The sequence below is a fragment of the Fictibacillus phosphorivorans genome (assembly GCF_001629705.1).
Lineage (GTDB): Bacteria > Bacillota > Bacilli > Bacillales > Fictibacillaceae > Fictibacillus > Fictibacillus phosphorivorans_A.
Genome location: NZ_CP015378.1, coordinates 846,524 through 863,042, shown reverse-complemented (window position 1 = coordinate 863,042; position 16,519 = coordinate 846,524). Strand labels below are relative to the sequence as shown.

Genomic DNA, 16,519 nt, shown 5'->3' with positions numbered 1-16,519 from the left:
CGCTTTCTCTCTTTTTGTATGGCTATTTTTTTGAGTTACTTTTGAAAGTCGTTGACTTCCGTTCCAGGATGCTCGCTTACCGATTTCTATTTTTAAAGTTCACACGCATACGTTGAAATTGTTCCTCTTAGACGTTGTGCTTCTTTATACGTACATCTGTTATGCACCACATCAATCCCAGCTTCTTTCGCAATTTTTGCTGCTTCTGGCGAGATGACACCTTCTTGCAGCCAGAATACTTTTGGCTGTGTAATCGCCGCTTCCTTTGCGAGCTCAATCGCTGCTTCTGGACTTCTAAACACTTGAACCACATCGATTGGAAACGGAATAGATTTTAAATCTGGATACGCTTTTTCATCAAGCACTTCCGTTTCTCTTGGATTTACAGGAACGATCTTATAGCCAAGGCGCTGCATTTTTCTTGCTAATCTATGGCTGGGTCTTGCTGGGTTAGAACTGAGTCCAACGATCGCAAGCGTCTTAGGACGTTGAATTTCTTGACCGTTCTCGACTGCTCGATACTGTGATGAATGCAATGCCCAGCGAATGACACCTTCATCATTTATCGTGATCTCCGTCTTATCCGACCCGATGCCAGTTGCCGTTTGTATGGCACGATCAAGATCATTCGTAAGATCTTTTACGGACTCAAGTCCGACCGATAACCGAATCAGTTCTTCTGTTACGCCTGTTGCTACTAATTCTTCTCCACTCAGTTGCTGATGAGTGGTAGAAGCAGGGTGGATAATCAATGATTTTGCATCACCAACATTTGCAACGTGTGACCATAATGAGATGTTGTTAATGACTTTACGTCCGGCATCACGACCACCCTTGATCCCAAAGTTTACGATCGAACCAAAACCATTGCTTAAATATTTTTTAGCAAGCTCATGACTTCTGTGCGAAGCAAGGCCAGGATAAGAAACCCAATCTACCGCTGGATGTTTTTCCAGGTATTCCGCTACTTCTTGTGCGTTCTTCGCATGTTTTTCCACGCGTAGATGCAGGGTTTCTAAACCTTGCAGAAGGAGAAATGCATTGTGTGGACTTAAACATGCCCCGAAATCTCGTAAAAGCTGTACGCGTAATTTTGTCGCGAAAGCTAATGTCCCGAAGTCATTCGCGTATCTTAATCCGTTATAACTGTTATCTGGCTCTGTGAATCCTGGATATTTCTCTGAGTTCCAATTAAAGCGTCCTCCGTCTACCACAACACCGCCGATGGCTGTTCCATGTCCACCGATCCACTTTGTTGCTGAGTGAATGACGATGTCAGCTCCAAAACTTAAAGGTTTGGTTACATATGGAGTTGCGAACGTATTATCAATAAGTAAAGGTACACCGTTCTCATGCGCGATATCCGCTACTGCCTCAATATCTAGAACATTAAGACTCGGATTGCCGATCGTTTCAGCAAAAAATCCTTTCGTGTTTGGAGTAATCGCTTTTCTGAAGTTCTCAGGATCTTCTGCATCAACAAACTTTACGTTGATTCCGTATTTTGGGAGAGTAGTAGAAAATAAGTTGTACGTTCCTCCATATAGATTGGTAGCTGCAATAATCTCATCTCCTGCATGTGCGATATTTAAGATAGCTAGCGCGATTGCTGACATACCAGAAGACGTTGCAACTGCTGCTACACCATCTTCTAAAAGGGCGACTCTTTTCTCAAAAACGTCGACTGTTGGATTCCCAATCCGGCTATAGATATTTCCTGGCTCGTCAAGTGCGAAAAGGCTTTGCGCATGGTCTGTATCAGAAAAAACATAGGAAGTAGTTTGGTAGACAGGTACTGCTCGAGATCCTGTTGTTGGGTCAGGCGCTTGGCCCCCGTGTAGTAGTAATGTTTCAATATCGTATCCATCAAATGATTTTGTCATTATAATCGCTCCTTCATATTTAAATTCAAATAAAATCTATAGGAAAACTAGGAATAAATATTAGTGTTTATCCCTTTTGCTATATTCAGTTTTTAAAATGAAAATGAGATGATTGTCTTATTGATGTTTGTATGTGTGAAGTATGATAAGGGGAAAAAGAAAAACCCCCTTCCTAAGAAGAGGGTTTTGGTCCTCCTCTTATCTTTCAGATCAATAAAGATCTGTAGGAATTGGCACCTTTCCAAACCATTGTGGTTTGTTGGTTGCCGGGCTTCATCGGGCCTAGTCCCTCCGCCTCTCTGGATAAGAGATATTCAAATTATGTTTAACACATTAACGTGCTGATGTTTGTTTAGTTCTTGAATAGGATTATAGAGTATGATGTTTTATAAAGTCAACCGTTTTTTGAAAAATCATAAAAGTTATACAAAAGAAATGAGTGTTCAACTGTCAGCTTTGAATTAAGATTATGCCCATGCTATGCCGGTTATGCTAACTTTGTTCCACTTTTTTCATCAAACCATTGAAACTCTTCGATTTTTTTTACAAGGACTGTTATCCGATTGGCAATTGCCTCTCTCTCACCGTAACGAATTTTCTGTTCGTGAGATAACTCATCCGTCTGAAGTAGATGCCAATGAGTCACAGTTAGATCAGTCAGTTGAATAAACTCCTCTTGTTTAACTCTACGCTTTACTGCTAGATCTCCGTGAGAATATCCTTCTAAAAATCCGTCGGCGATTCGTTTTAATCGATCTTCATACCGATCAAATTCATGTCGCGCATAACGTGGTGCATTAAAAAATGTTGGAAACAATGTACGGTAATTATTAAGAAAATTCCCAGCGAGTGAATCCCCGCTATATAAGATGGGTACAGGATCAATCAAACAGACGGTACCATCTGAATGAAGCAAAACGTTCTCGGGAGATGTATCTTGGTTAGTAAGTACAACCGTTTGATCCATGATCTTTCTATCTTCCAAACATTTTTGAAGTTCAATCATAGCTGCTGGAGATATGGACTCCTCATACGTATCTATAAATTTCTTAAAATCATCTATGTATTCCTTGTTTTCTTCTTTCATAGATTCTGAAGCATCATATTGAAGCTTTCCTTCAATATGTTTTCCGTTCCATGAGAGATAACCGAACCCTGTTAAACCATGATCTGCGGCATTCATCTTGCGAAAGAACTCACCCAGTTCTGCTCCGATATGAAACGCTTCTACAACCGTTAGTTGGTCTAGCTTAATCGCTTTTCCTGCATAAGATTCCACTGTAAACGTTCTATCTTTTTCTACATGATAGTTGAAAAAATTAGGGCAGATTCCTGGTTTCACTTGGTTTGCTAACTCATAGTATGCTTTCGTTCCAGCATATTCGGCATGAAGGGCTGCTTCGTCAAACTCTACGTTCTTCCCGTACGCCTCTGTCTTCGGAAATCGAACTACTACGGCATTTCCTGTGCGTAGTTGAACGAGATACGCAAGATGCCAAGCTCCTTCACCTAAATATTGAACCTGTGTCGGATCCTTAAGTTCTTCTAACCCACTTTGTTGCAATGCATAATCAATCAAGTCAAATGTCTCTTTCATAAGAAGTTCCTCTTTCTAAAATTGAAAATACGTTTCTTGAAACATGTATTCGGTATATGTCGAAAAAAATCCTTTTTTCTTAAATTTCCTTGTAGGTCTGAAGTCTTATGAAGAGATAAGAAATGTAGTGGAAGGTGGAAACTATTCGGAGTGGGCTTGTATTTTTTATATGGCGCTCGTATTTTTCGTATGGCGCTCGTATTTTTCGTATGGCGCTCGTATTTTTCGTATGGCGCTCGTATTTTTCGTATGGCGCTCGTATTTTTCGTATGGCGCTCGTCCAACGAGCCTAACAGCCGTTGGATGAGCTTTCCAAGGAACTTACAAAGTCCCAAATACCATCAATCTACGTATGTGACAATGTCTTCTACTGCTTTTCTTGCGAGTTTTTTGGGTTGATCTTGTGGATGACCCAGTGAAATGACCATGTTGATCTGCTTCTTAGACGGAATATCTAAAAAGTCACGAATCGCATCTTGTGCCAACAGTACTGGGCCAGTCATCGGGCAAGTACCAAGCCCACGCGCATGCGCTGCGAGCATCAAGTTTTGAATCGCTAAGCAGCTACTCTTGATTCCTTCTTCTTCCCAGACAGATTCTTCGGCAAGTTCGATCGGATCAAAGATCTTTTCTCGAAACTTAGATTCATAAGGAGTGGCTAAGCATATGATCAAAACGGGTGCTCCAGAGAACGCCGTCGCGTATGGACCAAAAGAGCGCGTCAGCAATTTTGCTTCCTTTGTTTTTCCGTTCTCTTCGGCCCTTGCAGCCAATTTATGAATAGCATCCCACGTCATCTCTTCGATTTTCTTTACTTTATCTTTGTTTCGAATCACAATAAATTCCCATGTTTGTGAGTTTGTGTCGCTCGGAGCATAACGAGCGCAATCCATGATTTCATAAATGTCTTCTTCAGCAATTGCTTGATCCGTAAACTTTCGGACACTTCTTCTGCCGTGCACGATTTCTTTAAAATCTTCGTATTTCATGATTGTCTCCTCTAGCACATGTATTGGATATTCTATATGTATTATACAAAAGATTGGAACTCTCTACAAAATACGTAAAAGAACAGTGCCTATTTTGCACTGTTCTCTGTGGTTTCTATATCTTTTTTCGTTTTTATTCTTAATCCGATCGGGATGAGTGAAGCACCTAACAATACACTGACAATATGGATAGGATCCATATTAAGAGACTCTCTTTGAACATTTAATTTTTCTACATACATCCCTAGCAGATAAGTACTGATCAGGACGATCAGTCCAGCTGTAATAAGTCCCGCTTTCACATACGGCTTCATGGTAAAACCACCTTTATCCTTTTACAATTAACTTATTCTTAGGAAAAGATAGAATACCTTTATTTGAAAACAAAATTAAAATGTCTAATTTGCTTTTGCAAGATTCATCCGTTCTTCCACGAAAGAACGCACTTCATTCTCTGCTTTTTTCTTAATTACAAATTCAACATACCGTTCACCTGTATGAAAGCGAACGAGACCCCAAGTCGGATATCCTGGATTTTCCGCTTGAATGCCAGTGATCCAATCCACTGAATCTATCTGATTCCAATCATAAAATTTAGTAGCCGATACAACGCCTTTCTTACCGATCGCACCTCTCCAAATTTGAGTAAAATAGAGAAGTGTAAGAAACACCAATAAACAAATCATTAAAACATTTACAGGCATTGAAAGTTTCAGCAGACCAAAGCCTTGTGTAATGATGACCACAATCATAATCTCATGTGTCCAAAAATTCTTCTGTGTATATTCCCCACTATAAGAAAGCCCATAGACCGGAACGGCTCTTTTTTTGTCTTTCACATTCTTCAAAAGATAATAAACAGCTGCAATCATTCCTAAAACGATTAAGATCCCAAAAAACACATTCAAAAAGAGTTCCATGTTTAAACACCCCACGTATCTTATATACATTAATACGAATAAACCATGGAAAAAGTTTCAAAAAAGAGAAAAGACACCTATTAAAGGTGCCTCCCGATTTAGTCGTTATTTTCTTTCAACCATAACTAAAATCTTGCCATCTTGTAGATCTTGCATATAACGCTCTGCATCACTTTCCGAAACATCCATGTTCTTCAGGATTTCTTTCATATCCGCTTCATCGTGATCAAACATCGAAGCAAAAGGTCCAGCTGCAAGAAGTGGCCCGACCCCTGGTACTCCTAGGCCCGGCACGGCAATTCCTCCACCAATACCGGTTAGAAAACCTGCAATTGTGCCGTATGTCGCACTGTCTGCATCATCTTCCGTAATTTTTCTTTCATTTACATGAGTTTCATCTGCAACTTGATCAACCATCTCATCATCTTTCGCAACGATTGAAATATCAGATGGATGATATCCTTTTTCCACTAATGCTTTGATTGCGCCAACCGCTTCTTCTTCTTTTGTATATGTACCGATAATATCTTTTTTCATTTGGTTTCCCTCCAAACGGTTCTTTACAAGTAGGTTCCCCTGTTAAACATTTTTTAAACGGTACTCAGTCTTGCTCGAACCATCCTTTTTTCTTGAACCAAATGGACATAATCGCGCCTAATAAGACCATAAAACCTAGTACATAGAAATAGCCATTTTTTGTTTGCAGCTCTGGCATGTTTACAAAGTTCATCCCATAAAGACCCGCAATAAACGTTAGCGGCATGAAAATTGTTGTGATTACGGTTAATGTTTTCATGATATTGTTCATACGGTAAGAGTTAAGAGAAATATAATTATCACGAATATCTGATGTCATCTCTCTGGCAGAAGTCATCATATCTGTTAACCTCAGAAGATGATCGTATATATCATGAAAATAGGACCTTTCTTCTGCATCTAAACCCACTCGTTTTGATTCCAGCATCCGATACAGAAGCTCACGCATTGGCACGACCGTTTTTCTTAATGTTAAGAGATCTCCTCTAATATCAAAGATCTGATTAATGATTTTAGGTGCTTCATCATCTTCATTGCTTTCGATGGAAATGACTCGTTCTTCTAGTTCATGCATAATGGGAAAATACATATCTACTAGTTTATCCATCAATTTATGAAGAAGTTCGTTTTTACCAAGTTCAGGCGGAACAGTCTCGAGACCACTTAAATACTTCCATACAAAATCAATCTCAGGAACGTTTGTTTTATGATACGTAACCACACAGTTTTTTGTTGTAAAGATATCAACCTCAGTTGCTTCAAGTGTCTTTTTGTCTAAAGCGTGCACCACATAAAACAGATGACCCTCGTAAAATTCTACTTTTGGACGTTGCAAGGCATTCACACAGTCCTCTACAGCAAGGGGATGGAAGTCAAAAAAAGTGCGCAATAAATTGGTTTCACCTGATGTCGGACAGTCAAAGTCAACCCAGAACCAATCAGGTTTCATTTCATTGATCTGTCGAAACGGTGGATTAATAATTACTTTATGATCGATGATAGCGATTGTTCGGACCATGATTACACCCTCTTTCATTTATTATCATTTTCCTAATTTCTTTAACTTTTTTCAGTGGTTTGAAACATTTGTTTATAAATCTAACATTTATCTACAATAATCTAAGCTTTTTATTTTGACAATCAATAAACGGTACCTAGTAATGATTAAACAATCTTCACATTTCCTTAATCTGTTAAAATGAAAGAGAGTAAATAAGGGGGATGGTTAACGTTGAAAAAAAGAATCGTACTATCTTTTGTCTTCATTTTATTGATAATCTCAAGTGTCGCAATATATAAGTACGTGCTAGAAAAAGATCGTTACTCATCAGTTTCCATAGTTCCCGAGAATCGCAACGACCTCCCCCTATACGATGGATTAGAGTTTCAAGAAAATCATTACTTGATAGAGGGAAATCATTGGAATAATATCTATGAATTTTATAGAGACACTCTTCCGAATCATGGCTGGAAGCTCGTGTTTAAACAAGCTTCTATAAAAGATTCGGGAGGTTTTATGTTGAGATTTCAAAAAAAGGATAAAGAACTCCATATTGGTGGTGGCTGGAACCCTTATGCTAACGAAACTGAGACTACTTTTGACCTAAACCCCGTTTTGCATAAGACGATGTGGATTGATCAGAAACCCAGAAGCATTTGCGTTTACCTTAATAAAAACGCAGTTAATTGCAATAAGATTACCGATCAAAATAAGATAGAACAGTTTATAAAAATGGTCGACGAAGACGCTGTAAATAAAGACGATGCTCCTTTACAAAAGGAATTTGGAATTGTTGATGTGAACGGGGAAAAGATTGAGATTCATTATGACCCCCTTCTACCCTCTTTTACGTTAAAAAAAGCTGATGAACGAAAACAGATGAAACCTGAGGCTTTGTTGGAACTTTTAGGCTTGACTCACTTACAGGAAAGGTAATGAATCAATGGATTTAAACAAACCCTCAGCCGTAAAATGGGCCAAGGGTTTTTGCTATGCGTTCTTTTGACTAGCTTCAAGCAATGGCTCGTACATCATGATGGCATGATTCTCCGTAACATATTCATCATCGATCTGTTTTCTTTGACGGTTAAATACTTTGCGATGAATCAGGTTATGCCTTAAATAACCACCCCAATAAGCAGGCGTGATCCAATGTTCTTTTTCATACACTTCATATGATTGCAAAGGTTCTTGATCTGTCAGCCATTCTCCTACTAGATGAGTATCCGTTAAATATAAGTGCAGCTGGTAGGGTCGATTCGTCGTGTTCTTAATTTGAAGGTCTAGGTAGTTATAAGCACAAGTTGCTCCGCTTCCAAACGGCTGGGTACGCTTCGAGTCTGGAAACACATCATAACTGTGACGATGACGTTCGGTTACTGAAAGCGGAGTATGCAAAGTCATCCAATAGATCAGGTTTGAGAGCTGACAGAGCCCGCCACCTGTTCCCTTCTTAAACTTCCCATAAAACAAGACCATACCATCCACATACCCTTTCGCGCGTGTAGTCGTTCCAATGCTCTTCCAATACGAAAATGTTTCTCCAGGTTGAATCACGATTCCGTTTAATTTTTTGATAGCAATGTTGAGGTTTTTCACTTTATTATGCTGGTACCACATCTCTACATCTTTTAACTTACGCAGAAGAATCGTTTGATGCGAAGAATGTACAAATGGAAGTTGTTCACTCTTTCTGGTTTTGGCATACGTCTTTTCATCTGTAAACCATTCTATATATCTTCTAAGCATATAATACTTTTTTCCTATCGAGATTCGTAAAGCAGAACGCCGCTTCGGACACAGGTCAAAATGGTTCATGCCCTTACCCCTTTTGCTCAATTTCTATGTGGGAAATAAATTGTTTGGGGTCAGACCCCATTTCCCATTATCTTCTAATTCTTTATTAGCCATTTATTTTCCTTCGGACTTTACGTTATAGTGTGGATATTGCAAAATAAAAATTTACTTCATAAAGTTTATATTTTATGATGATAGGTAGTTTATAGAGTTGGAGGAATGATTGGATGCTCGACAAATCGTTTTTACAGATGAATACCGTATTTATAAGCATCCTCATTGAAGCACTACCGTTCGTCCTGATTGGGGTGCTCATCGCAGGTTTCATACAGATGTTTGTCACTGAGGAGATGGTAGCACGAATCATGCCTAAGAATAAGATAGGTGCGGTTTTGTTTGGGGCTGTTTTAGGTGCCATTTTCCCAGCGTGTGAGTGCGGAATCGTACCAATCACAAGAAAGCTGATCGAAAAAGGTGTTCCTGTTTTTGCGGCCATACCTTTTATGCTAACAGGACCGATCATCAACCCTGTCGTTTTATTTTCAACATATGTAGCGTTCGGAAACAGATGGGAAGTTATGATTTATAGAGGTTCTCTTGCCATGATCGTAGCTGTCTTATTAGGATTTATTCTTGCCGTTCAATTTAAAAATGTAAATGTACTAAAGAATGAATTAAGTGCTGTTTCCCGCTCACCGTTAAACAATGAGACGGCAGCAACGGTTTCAACGCCAAAGATTTCTTTTTATAACAAACTGAAAGGTACGTTTGTGCACGCGGTAGAAGAATTCTTCTCTGTCGGAAAATACTTGGTGATCGGTGCATTGATTGCAGCAAGTATGCAAACATACGTAAAAACATCAACGCTTCTTGAGATCGGACAAGGTGAAGTATCCTCTTCACTTGTGATGATGGGATTAGCTTTTATACTCTCACTTTGCTCAGAAGCTGATGCTTTTATCGCTTCTTCGTTTCAGAGTACATTCACAATTGGTTCGATCGTTGCGTTTTTAGTCTATGGTCCGATGTTAGATGTGAAGAACGTCCTTATGATGCTAGCTGCATTTAAGAAAAAACTTGTGGTTAGTCTTGTTGTTTATATAACGATCCTTGTTCTACTTGGATCTCTATTTCTTTAGAGGAGGTGCAACTCTATGATTCGAATCTTGATCTTAATCGGATTTACCTTTTTGTTCATGCATCTGCATGCTACAGGTGACATTAGCAAATACATCAATATGAAGTATTCCTATATCTCGTTTTCTGCCATATTTATTCTAGGTTTTCTAACGCTCGTCCAGTTCTATATTTATGGAAAGAGTGAGGATGGTGAACATGAACACGATGATTCATGTACTCCAGATTGTGGACATGATCATCATAAGAAACCTTCTCGATTAAAGAATGTGACTGTAAACAGCATACTCATTTTTCCGATCATTTCCGGGTTATTCTTCCCTATCGCTTCTCTTGATTCTGAAACTGTAAAAACGAAAGGGTTCCACTTTAAAGGCCTTGAGAACGAGGGAGATTTTGGTGAACACCAGTTTTTGAAGCCTGATACAAGTGTTTATTATGGTAAAGAAAGTTACAATTCTATCATGGATCAAGAACTAAAGCCTTTTACAAAGGGAAAGCAAGTAGTGTTAAACGATCAGAATTATCTTAAAGGCATGGAGAGCATCTATTATAAACCTGGTATCTTCCTCGGAAAACAGGTTCAGTTTAAAGGGTTCACGTATAACGCGGAAGATCAAACTTCAAAATCGAACGAACTCTTTCTTCTACGCTTTGGCATCATCCACTGTATTGCCGATTCTGGCGTTTTTGGCATGATGGTTGAATTCCCAAAAGGCACATCTTTTTCTAATGACAAATGGATTGAGATTGAAGGCAGTATCGAGACCCAATATTATCAGCCATTCAAAGCCGATATTCCTTATGTAAAGGTGAAGAACTGGAAAGAGATTGAAAAACCAAAAGAAGAATATGTGTATCGAGGATACTAAAGAAAACCGGACACCATACGACCGGTTTTTCTTTTTGCTTATATATTTTGCGATCGTATTAAATTCACGACGATTTCGCCGAGCTGTCTTCCAAGTGACAGCCCCTCATCATTATCTACTTTAAAATGAACACCTGCATATAACCTAGACATCGCACACTCTTCCATGAGGAGATGAATGCGATTTTTTTCTTGAGGAAAATAATAGCTTAGGATGGGTTCAGTACAGCCGGCCATAACTGCGTGAGCGGAAGGATACCCAGGAAAACTCGGGGTCATCAATACCGTCTTTAAGTTTCTGTCATATTGACAAGGCCGTGCAACATCCCAAAGATATTTAAAATGCCAAGTGATGACGAAAGCATCATTGATAGCAGCTTGATAAAACGCTAAAAATCGAGCCGCTTTTGTTGAAGCAAGACCATACGTTTCCATCATCTGAAATACGATGGGGATGATCTGTTTATTAACCTCTCCTGCAGCCCACATTTGTGCAATACGTATCTGCTCAGGTGTAATCTGCTGCATGGACTGCTGTACAATTTGCAGCTCACTTGCCCAATCAATGGTATTCGGATTTTTTATCCTCCAAGTAATGTGATTTCGAAACGGGTCCAAAAATGTTTGACCTTCTCGTGCTATAAAAAACATCGGCCAATTACCTGCTTCTGGGGTTACAGGTATCGGGGGATAGCTTTGACCGGGATAAGGTATTTCAGACCACCTCAAATAATTTCTCATTTCATCCCCCCTGTTTCATGTAATACCTCATGTTATGTGAAGGGACAAAAATTTTAGAACAAGGTAATGATCTATTAGTAGTTAAACAAACATTTTTTTGAAATGAAAGAGATTAAGAGTAAATGAAGTTCCTTAAGTGACGTATATACATATACTGTTGTATAGTTGGCCAAGCTCTTACAGCTTGTGGCAACTTTTTTAAATGAAAGTTGGTGAAAGATTTGAAACACGTTATTAAAAATGATGTATCTTTTAACGTGACTGATGATAAACAGTTCGCATATTTTTGGAATACTGTTTTTCCTAATCATTGGGAAGACTTTACGTTTCAAGTCTTGGATCATTACTTACATCCCGATGGAAATTATTTAGATATCGGCTCTTGGGTCGGACCAACTTTACTTTATGCAGCAAATAAAGCAAAACACTCGTTTGGCGTTGAACCCGATTCAGTAGCCTATGAAGCATTGAAAAAAAATATAAAGTTAAATTCTGAACTTGAAGAAAAAATCACGATTATTAACAAAGCTCTTTCTTATAAGTCAGGGACGATGAACTTATATAAACGAACACAGTTTGGTGATTCTAGTTCAAGCTTGGTTCAATCATTGTCAGATGAGTTTCAAACTATTGCCGTTAGTACCCTTAAAGAATTAGTGCGTGAATATAAGATCACGGATCTATCACTCATCAAAATGGATATTGAAGGAGGGGAATATTTACTCATTCCTTCCATGCAGAAATATTTAAAACGGTACAAGCCACCTCTTTATCTATCACTTCATCCTGAATTTTTAAAAAGCTCAATGATAAAAAGATGTCCCGATTATTCAGCTCGGAAACTACGAAAATCCTATATAAAGAAAGTAAAAAAACTCATAAACAGTTTAGATATGTATGATTACATTTATTTCTCACCTTTAAAGAGAATCGAAAAATCGAAATTGCTTCAAGCTCTTTTAAAGAATGACGCCCCAATAGAACTACTTTTCACCACCACTCCTTTTAATTTAAAACTTTGATGAGGTGTTGCCGAATGCGCACCTTTTTTCTTTCGTTAGAATTGCCTCTATTCAACCAACTTTCCTTTTGGTATCATTTTCCTTAAAACGTGAGGAGATGATCTTGATGACGTTGCTTAAACAATCGTTCAACGTTGTGGCCGATTCTTATGAAAAGTACAGACCAACTTATCCACAAGAGCTTTTTGAAGAGATTATTCGTTATGCAAACCTTGATGTGGACGATACTCTTTTGGAAATAGGAAGTGGAACGGGTAAAGCTACAGAGGGTTTTGTAAAACAGGGCATCTCCACGATCACTTGCATTGAATATGGACATAACTTAGCACAGCTGACTCAGAAAAAGTTTGCATCTTATCCAGCCATTGAAGTCATCCATTCTAGTTTTGAAGATTGGAACCATCCCGAAAAGGACAAATACAATCTTGTTTTTTCTGGAACTGCTTTTCACTTTATCCCTCATGATACCGGGTATCAAAAAGCAGCTTCTCTATTAAAAGAGGATGGGGTACTAGCGCTCTTTTGGTTTGTTCATATCCCTTCCCATGAACCGGTTTACAAGTCTATTCGTAAAGCATATGAATCTTATGCTCCTCACTTAGAAGACAGCCATGCTCCTACACTAGCTGAATTTATTGAGAAGCAAAGTAAACAAACGCTGGAATCAGGAGCGTTTCTAGATTTAAGAACACATACATACACATGGAACCAAACTTATACAGCTGAAGAATATGTAGGACTATTAGATACCCATTCCGGTCACCAACTATTGCCTTCTGAACCAAAAGAATCACTCTATCAAGAAATCAAAAACGTGATTGTCACGCAAAATTCAGGTGTTATTACAAAAACACATGCAGTTGCACTATTTTTAGCTAGAAAGAAGAATTACTACTAGATGATTTACCGAATAATTAGCACTCCCCCTTCAAATGTCCTGTTTTCCCTTTCTTCAAAGTATTCATAGGAAAGCTGTACTATTGTTTCGACAATTAAGAGGATATTTATCGATTGAGAGAGAATTATGGAGAAAACCAAGAAGGGAGGAAAAGAAAATGAGTGAAGTGATCATCCGTCATCTTGTGAAACGTCATTTCACAAAGAAAAACATACAAGATCAGCATCTTCAACAGCTGCTTGTCCATTTTCTTCTTTCAGCAAGGAAAGATAAACATTAAAAAAGATAAAGATATCGCCATCATATAATTCCTTTATTTTGAAACAAGAGTATCTGATTTTTATGCAGATACTCTTTCTTATTTATGAGTGATTGCTTTTGTTAATATTTTTAAAGCTTGCATGATCGTGTTTTTTTCAAATTCAGAGAGCCCTTCAATATTTTGATTGAGACGTGTACTTAAGATCGTATTCAGATGAGATAATGAATGAACTCCTTTTTCTGTTAATTGCAGAATGAAAATTCTTTTGTCATATGGATTCACTCTTTTCACAACAAGACCCATTCTTATTAAGGACTTCACTTGCCTGCTGAATGTCGTGATATCAACCCCAACGTTATCTGCGATGTATTGCATAGAAGGCTCTGAGTGCTTACTGATCTCATAAAGGATATGACTAAGTGCCAAAGTCAAATCTTCTTCTACTAAACGACAGCTATTCTTTTGCAACGTTTCGTATTTTCTACTCAAGTTCTGCAGCAGATCCCTGACATCCTCCAAAGTAAACACCACCTTGTTTTCACTATAAAGTATTCTTCAAAAAAAATAAAATAATTTTCAGAAAAATAGACTCAGCATCACAATAGGTTCTTTTACCTATAAACGCTTTACGGAAAAAGATAGTTTTTGACGTATTCTGTAGTCTTAAGAGGTTTTTTAGTAATAAAGACTCATTATCGTGTAAGTTTTTAGGTTTAATTGTCTTTGTATTCGGGTACCCCTTAGTTATAGAGATAAAATGTGTGAATAAAATGTTTGGGGGTATCATCAAATATGTACAGAGTGGAGCAGAAACGCAGCAAATTAGGTATGTGGCTCGAACAGCATAATAAAGATACTGAATGGTTAACCCGAACTTCCGGTATCGAAAGACAAACGATCGAGGAGCTCACCTATAATCCAAATAAAAACCCAAGAATGATTAGTATACGCAAGATATTATATGCTGTAAAAAAGGTTGATCCTACTACTAAACTTAGTGATTTATGGGATATGAACTAATACAAGCACCTCAGACTTCAATGAGGTGCTTGTTTTTTGTATTAATTGTTATTTATTAAGTCATCTACTTTTGACTTCATAGAACCTATTACCGTTTTTTTATATCGAACAGCAAGTAAGAGCACTTTTAACCGTTTGCTAAGTGACAGGTCATGATAACGTGGTTCCTCTTTCACGAAACACTTAATGATTGACAGAGCGGTTTGACTCACCTTGCTCTCATTTTTTTCTTGCTCTTTCTTTTTAATTCCTTTCATGCGCTGCAACCAGTTCTTGATGCCTGTTTTCGTAGGATGTTCATCAATCATACATAGCGCGTAATTCGTTTTTGTGTGCTTTTTTAAATATTCATAACGGTCATTTCCGCTTATAATACTAAATTCATTCTTCTTATCTTTTTTTACCACGAGCATATGCATAGAGTCCCACATTCGATTTTTAAGCATCTTTACATGATTCGTTAATTTTATCGAATAATCCGGCTTGATTTTAGATAGATGAATATATTGAACATTCAACTTCATTCCATATCTCCTCTTTCCTGTGGAGTCATCATGTATGTATATTATGAAAGTAAGTACACAAAAGGTGCCTAATAAAAAAGCCACTCCCCGCACGTTTTAGTTAAACGTAGTGAGAATGACTTCTTCGTGTATTTATGCAGCTCTATTTTTTCGGATAAAATTACGAATATCACGATTTCCGATAAACTTCTTAGACTGCTCACACCAAAGCTTAAACGTTAATGATTTTAAGCTAGTTAGTAGAGTAAGCGTTGGTACATCTTGAAGTCTCGGATCACTTTTATGTGCTTTTTCTAAGTGATAGTTCGGCACTCGAGAGTTTAAGTGATGCACATGGTGGAAACCGATGTTCCCTGTAAACCACTGTAATACTTTTGGCAGTTTATAAAATGAACTTCCTTTAAGAGCGGCTTCAACATAGTTCCATTTTTCGTTATGCTCAAAATACCCATCTTCAAATTGATGCTGAACATAAAACAACCAAACTCCAGAAAAAGTTGCAATGTAGAAGATCGGAAGTTCAACTAATAAGAAAGCTTTCCAGCCAATCGCAAATCCAACTGCTAATACAATTGTTACTAATGCGATGTTCGTCAACCAAACATGTATTTTTTCTTTCTTTGAAGCATTCTTTGCATTAAATCGATAATCGATCAAGAAAATGTATAGTGGTCCGATCAAAAAGAGCACGATCGGGTTTCGGTATGTTCTGTATTGTAATCGTTTAAACCAAGAAGCTTCTGCGTACTCTTGAAGCGTCATTGTCCATACATCACCAACCCCACGTTTCTCAAGGTTTCCGTTCGTTGCATGGTGTGTTGCATGGCTGTTTTTCCACTGTTCATACGAACAAAATGTAAACAGACCAGTAAAAATTCCAACGATCTGATTCGCTTTTCTGCTTTTGAAAAATGAATAATGTGTGCAATCATGAAAAATGATAAATGTTCGAACTAAAAAGCCGGCTGCCGGCACTGCACAGACCAGTGTCAACCAAAATGATATATTTAAACTCAAATAAGCCAATACCCATAAGATTAAGAATGGTCCTACTGAATTAACTAACTGCCATACACTTGCTGATATACGCGGGCGCTCAAATGGTGCTAATTTTTTCTTCCATTCACGAATGTCGTACTTCGAATGTTCGCTCATTAAATCAGTCTCCTTTAACTTCACATCTTCCCTATCTTATCACATATTTTTGATTTAGCACCCACCTATATTTGTCGAATTATGAACTTATTATATGACTTGGTACTAAAACCACGTAAAAACCGGCCACTCACAAGGGAGAAGGCCGGAAAATAAACTGTAATTT

General features: G+C 38.0%; 19 protein-coding genes and 1 riboswitch. Of the genes, 7 read left to right on the top strand and 12 right to left on the bottom strand.

The window, feature by feature from the left end; translation table 11 throughout:
• Window positions 1–92 precede the first annotated feature (92 nt).
• The 7 genes from ABE65_RS04470 to corA all read right to left on the bottom strand — a co-directional run bounded on the left by ABE65_RS04470 (window position 93) and on the right by corA (window position 6,944).
• Window positions 93–1,883: a PLP-dependent aspartate aminotransferase family protein gene (locus ABE65_RS04470; protein ID WP_066391752.1), complete on the bottom strand. Its 1,791-nt coding sequence runs from the start codon at window positions 1,881–1,883 to the stop codon at window positions 93–95.
• Between the two features lie 195 nt (window positions 1,884–2,078).
• A riboswitch (SAM riboswitch) is annotated at window positions 2,079–2,193 on the bottom strand.
• Window positions 2,194–2,370: 177 nt separating this feature from the next.
• Window positions 2,371–3,480, bottom strand: coding sequence for a hypothetical protein (locus tag ABE65_RS04465; protein ID WP_082861288.1), 1,110 nt, complete (start codon window positions 3,478–3,480; stop codon window positions 2,371–2,373).
• Window positions 3,481–3,821: 341 nt separating this feature from the next.
• Window positions 3,822–4,469, bottom strand: a complete 648-nt coding sequence (locus ABE65_RS04460; protein ID WP_066391750.1) for a nitroreductase family protein — start codon at window positions 4,467–4,469, stop codon at window positions 3,822–3,824.
• An 89-nt stretch (window positions 4,470–4,558) separates the two neighbouring features.
• Complete coding sequence (locus ABE65_RS04455; RefSeq protein WP_066391747.1) at window positions 4,559–4,783, bottom strand: hypothetical protein; 225 nt, start codon at window positions 4,781–4,783, stop codon at window positions 4,559–4,561.
• Between the two features lie 84 nt (window positions 4,784–4,867).
• Window positions 4,868–5,389 (bottom strand): hypothetical protein, encoded by a 522-nt coding sequence (locus ABE65_RS04450; RefSeq protein ID WP_066391745.1) that lies wholly within the window; start codon window positions 5,387–5,389, stop codon window positions 4,868–4,870.
• 105 nt (window positions 5,390–5,494) lie between these two features.
• On the bottom strand, window positions 5,495–5,926 hold the full coding sequence (locus ABE65_RS04445) for a YflT domain-containing protein (RefSeq protein ID WP_066391742.1): 432 nt from the start codon (window positions 5,924–5,926) through the stop codon (window positions 5,495–5,497).
• Window positions 5,927–5,990: 64 nt separating this feature from the next.
• The gene (gene corA, locus ABE65_RS04440) at window positions 5,991–6,944 is read right to left on the bottom strand and encodes a magnesium/cobalt transporter CorA (protein WP_066391740.1); all 954 of its coding nucleotides are present in this window, start codon (window positions 6,942–6,944) and stop codon (window positions 5,991–5,993) included.
• A gap of 213 nt (window positions 6,945–7,157) precedes the next feature.
• Here corA and ABE65_RS04435 point away from each other — a divergent pair, with 213 nt between their 5' ends.
• Window positions 7,158–7,862 carry a hypothetical protein gene (locus tag ABE65_RS04435; RefSeq protein ID WP_066391733.1) on the top strand — a complete coding sequence of 235 codons (705 nt, stop codon included), beginning with the start codon at window positions 7,158–7,160 and terminating at the stop codon, window positions 7,860–7,862.
• 54 nt (window positions 7,863–7,916) lie between these two features.
• Here ABE65_RS04435 and ABE65_RS04430 read toward each other — a convergent pair whose 3' ends face one another.
• Window positions 7,917–8,744, bottom strand: a complete 828-nt coding sequence (locus ABE65_RS04430) for a VanW family protein (RefSeq protein ID WP_066391732.1) — start codon at window positions 8,742–8,744, stop codon at window positions 7,917–7,919.
• Between the two features lie 206 nt (window positions 8,745–8,950).
• On the opposite strand from ABE65_RS04430, the gene ABE65_RS04425 reads away from it, so the two are divergent.
• Window positions 8,951–9,862, top strand: coding sequence for a permease (locus tag ABE65_RS04425; RefSeq protein WP_066391731.1), 912 nt, complete (start codon window positions 8,951–8,953; stop codon window positions 9,860–9,862).
• Window positions 9,863–9,877: 15 nt separating this feature from the next.
• Window positions 9,878–10,732 (top strand): TIGR03943 family putative permease subunit, encoded by an 855-nt coding sequence (locus ABE65_RS04420; protein ID WP_066391730.1) that lies wholly within the window; start codon window positions 9,878–9,880, stop codon window positions 10,730–10,732.
• Between the two features lie 38 nt (window positions 10,733–10,770).
• Here ABE65_RS04420 and ABE65_RS04415 read toward each other — a convergent pair whose 3' ends face one another.
• Window positions 10,771–11,472: a vanadium-dependent haloperoxidase gene (locus ABE65_RS04415; RefSeq protein WP_066391729.1), complete on the bottom strand. Its 702-nt coding sequence runs from the start codon at window positions 11,470–11,472 to the stop codon at window positions 10,771–10,773.
• A gap of 221 nt (window positions 11,473–11,693) precedes the next feature.
• On the opposite strand from ABE65_RS04415, the gene ABE65_RS04410 reads away from it, so the two are divergent.
• The 3 genes from ABE65_RS04410 (at window position 11,694) to ABE65_RS22295 (ending at window position 13,672) form a co-directional block, all read left to right on the top strand.
• On the top strand, window positions 11,694–12,494 hold the full coding sequence (locus ABE65_RS04410; protein ID WP_066391726.1) for an FkbM family methyltransferase: 801 nt from the start codon (window positions 11,694–11,696) through the stop codon (window positions 12,492–12,494).
• Between the two features lie 106 nt (window positions 12,495–12,600).
• On the top strand, window positions 12,601–13,392 hold the full coding sequence (locus ABE65_RS04405; RefSeq protein WP_197480337.1) for a class I SAM-dependent methyltransferase: 792 nt from the start codon (window positions 12,601–12,603) through the stop codon (window positions 13,390–13,392).
• 157 nt (window positions 13,393–13,549) lie between these two features.
• Window positions 13,550–13,672 (top strand): hypothetical protein, encoded by a 123-nt coding sequence (locus ABE65_RS22295; RefSeq protein ID WP_255520062.1) that lies wholly within the window; start codon window positions 13,550–13,552, stop codon window positions 13,670–13,672.
• Between the two features lie 78 nt (window positions 13,673–13,750).
• Here ABE65_RS22295 and ABE65_RS04400 read toward each other — a convergent pair whose 3' ends face one another.
• Complete coding sequence (locus tag ABE65_RS04400; protein WP_066391724.1) at window positions 13,751–14,173, bottom strand: MarR family winged helix-turn-helix transcriptional regulator; 423 nt, start codon at window positions 14,171–14,173, stop codon at window positions 13,751–13,753.
• A 273-nt stretch (window positions 14,174–14,446) separates the two neighbouring features.
• On the opposite strand from ABE65_RS04400, the gene ABE65_RS04395 reads away from it, so the two are divergent.
• Complete coding sequence (locus tag ABE65_RS04395) at window positions 14,447–14,674, top strand: hypothetical protein (protein ID WP_066391717.1); 228 nt, start codon at window positions 14,447–14,449, stop codon at window positions 14,672–14,674.
• A 41-nt stretch (window positions 14,675–14,715) separates the two neighbouring features.
• Here the strand turns inward: ABE65_RS04395 and ABE65_RS04390 are convergent, their stop codons facing one another.
• Both ABE65_RS04390 and ABE65_RS04385 read right to left on the bottom strand, forming a co-directional pair.
• Window positions 14,716–15,198 (bottom strand): hypothetical protein, encoded by a 483-nt coding sequence (locus ABE65_RS04390; protein ID WP_066391715.1) that lies wholly within the window; start codon window positions 15,196–15,198, stop codon window positions 14,716–14,718.
• Window positions 15,199–15,330: 132 nt separating this feature from the next.
• Window positions 15,331–16,353, bottom strand: a complete 1,023-nt coding sequence (locus ABE65_RS04385) for a Delta(5) desaturase DesA (RefSeq protein ID WP_066391713.1) — start codon at window positions 16,351–16,353, stop codon at window positions 15,331–15,333.
• Window positions 16,354–16,519: the final 166 nt, after the last annotated feature.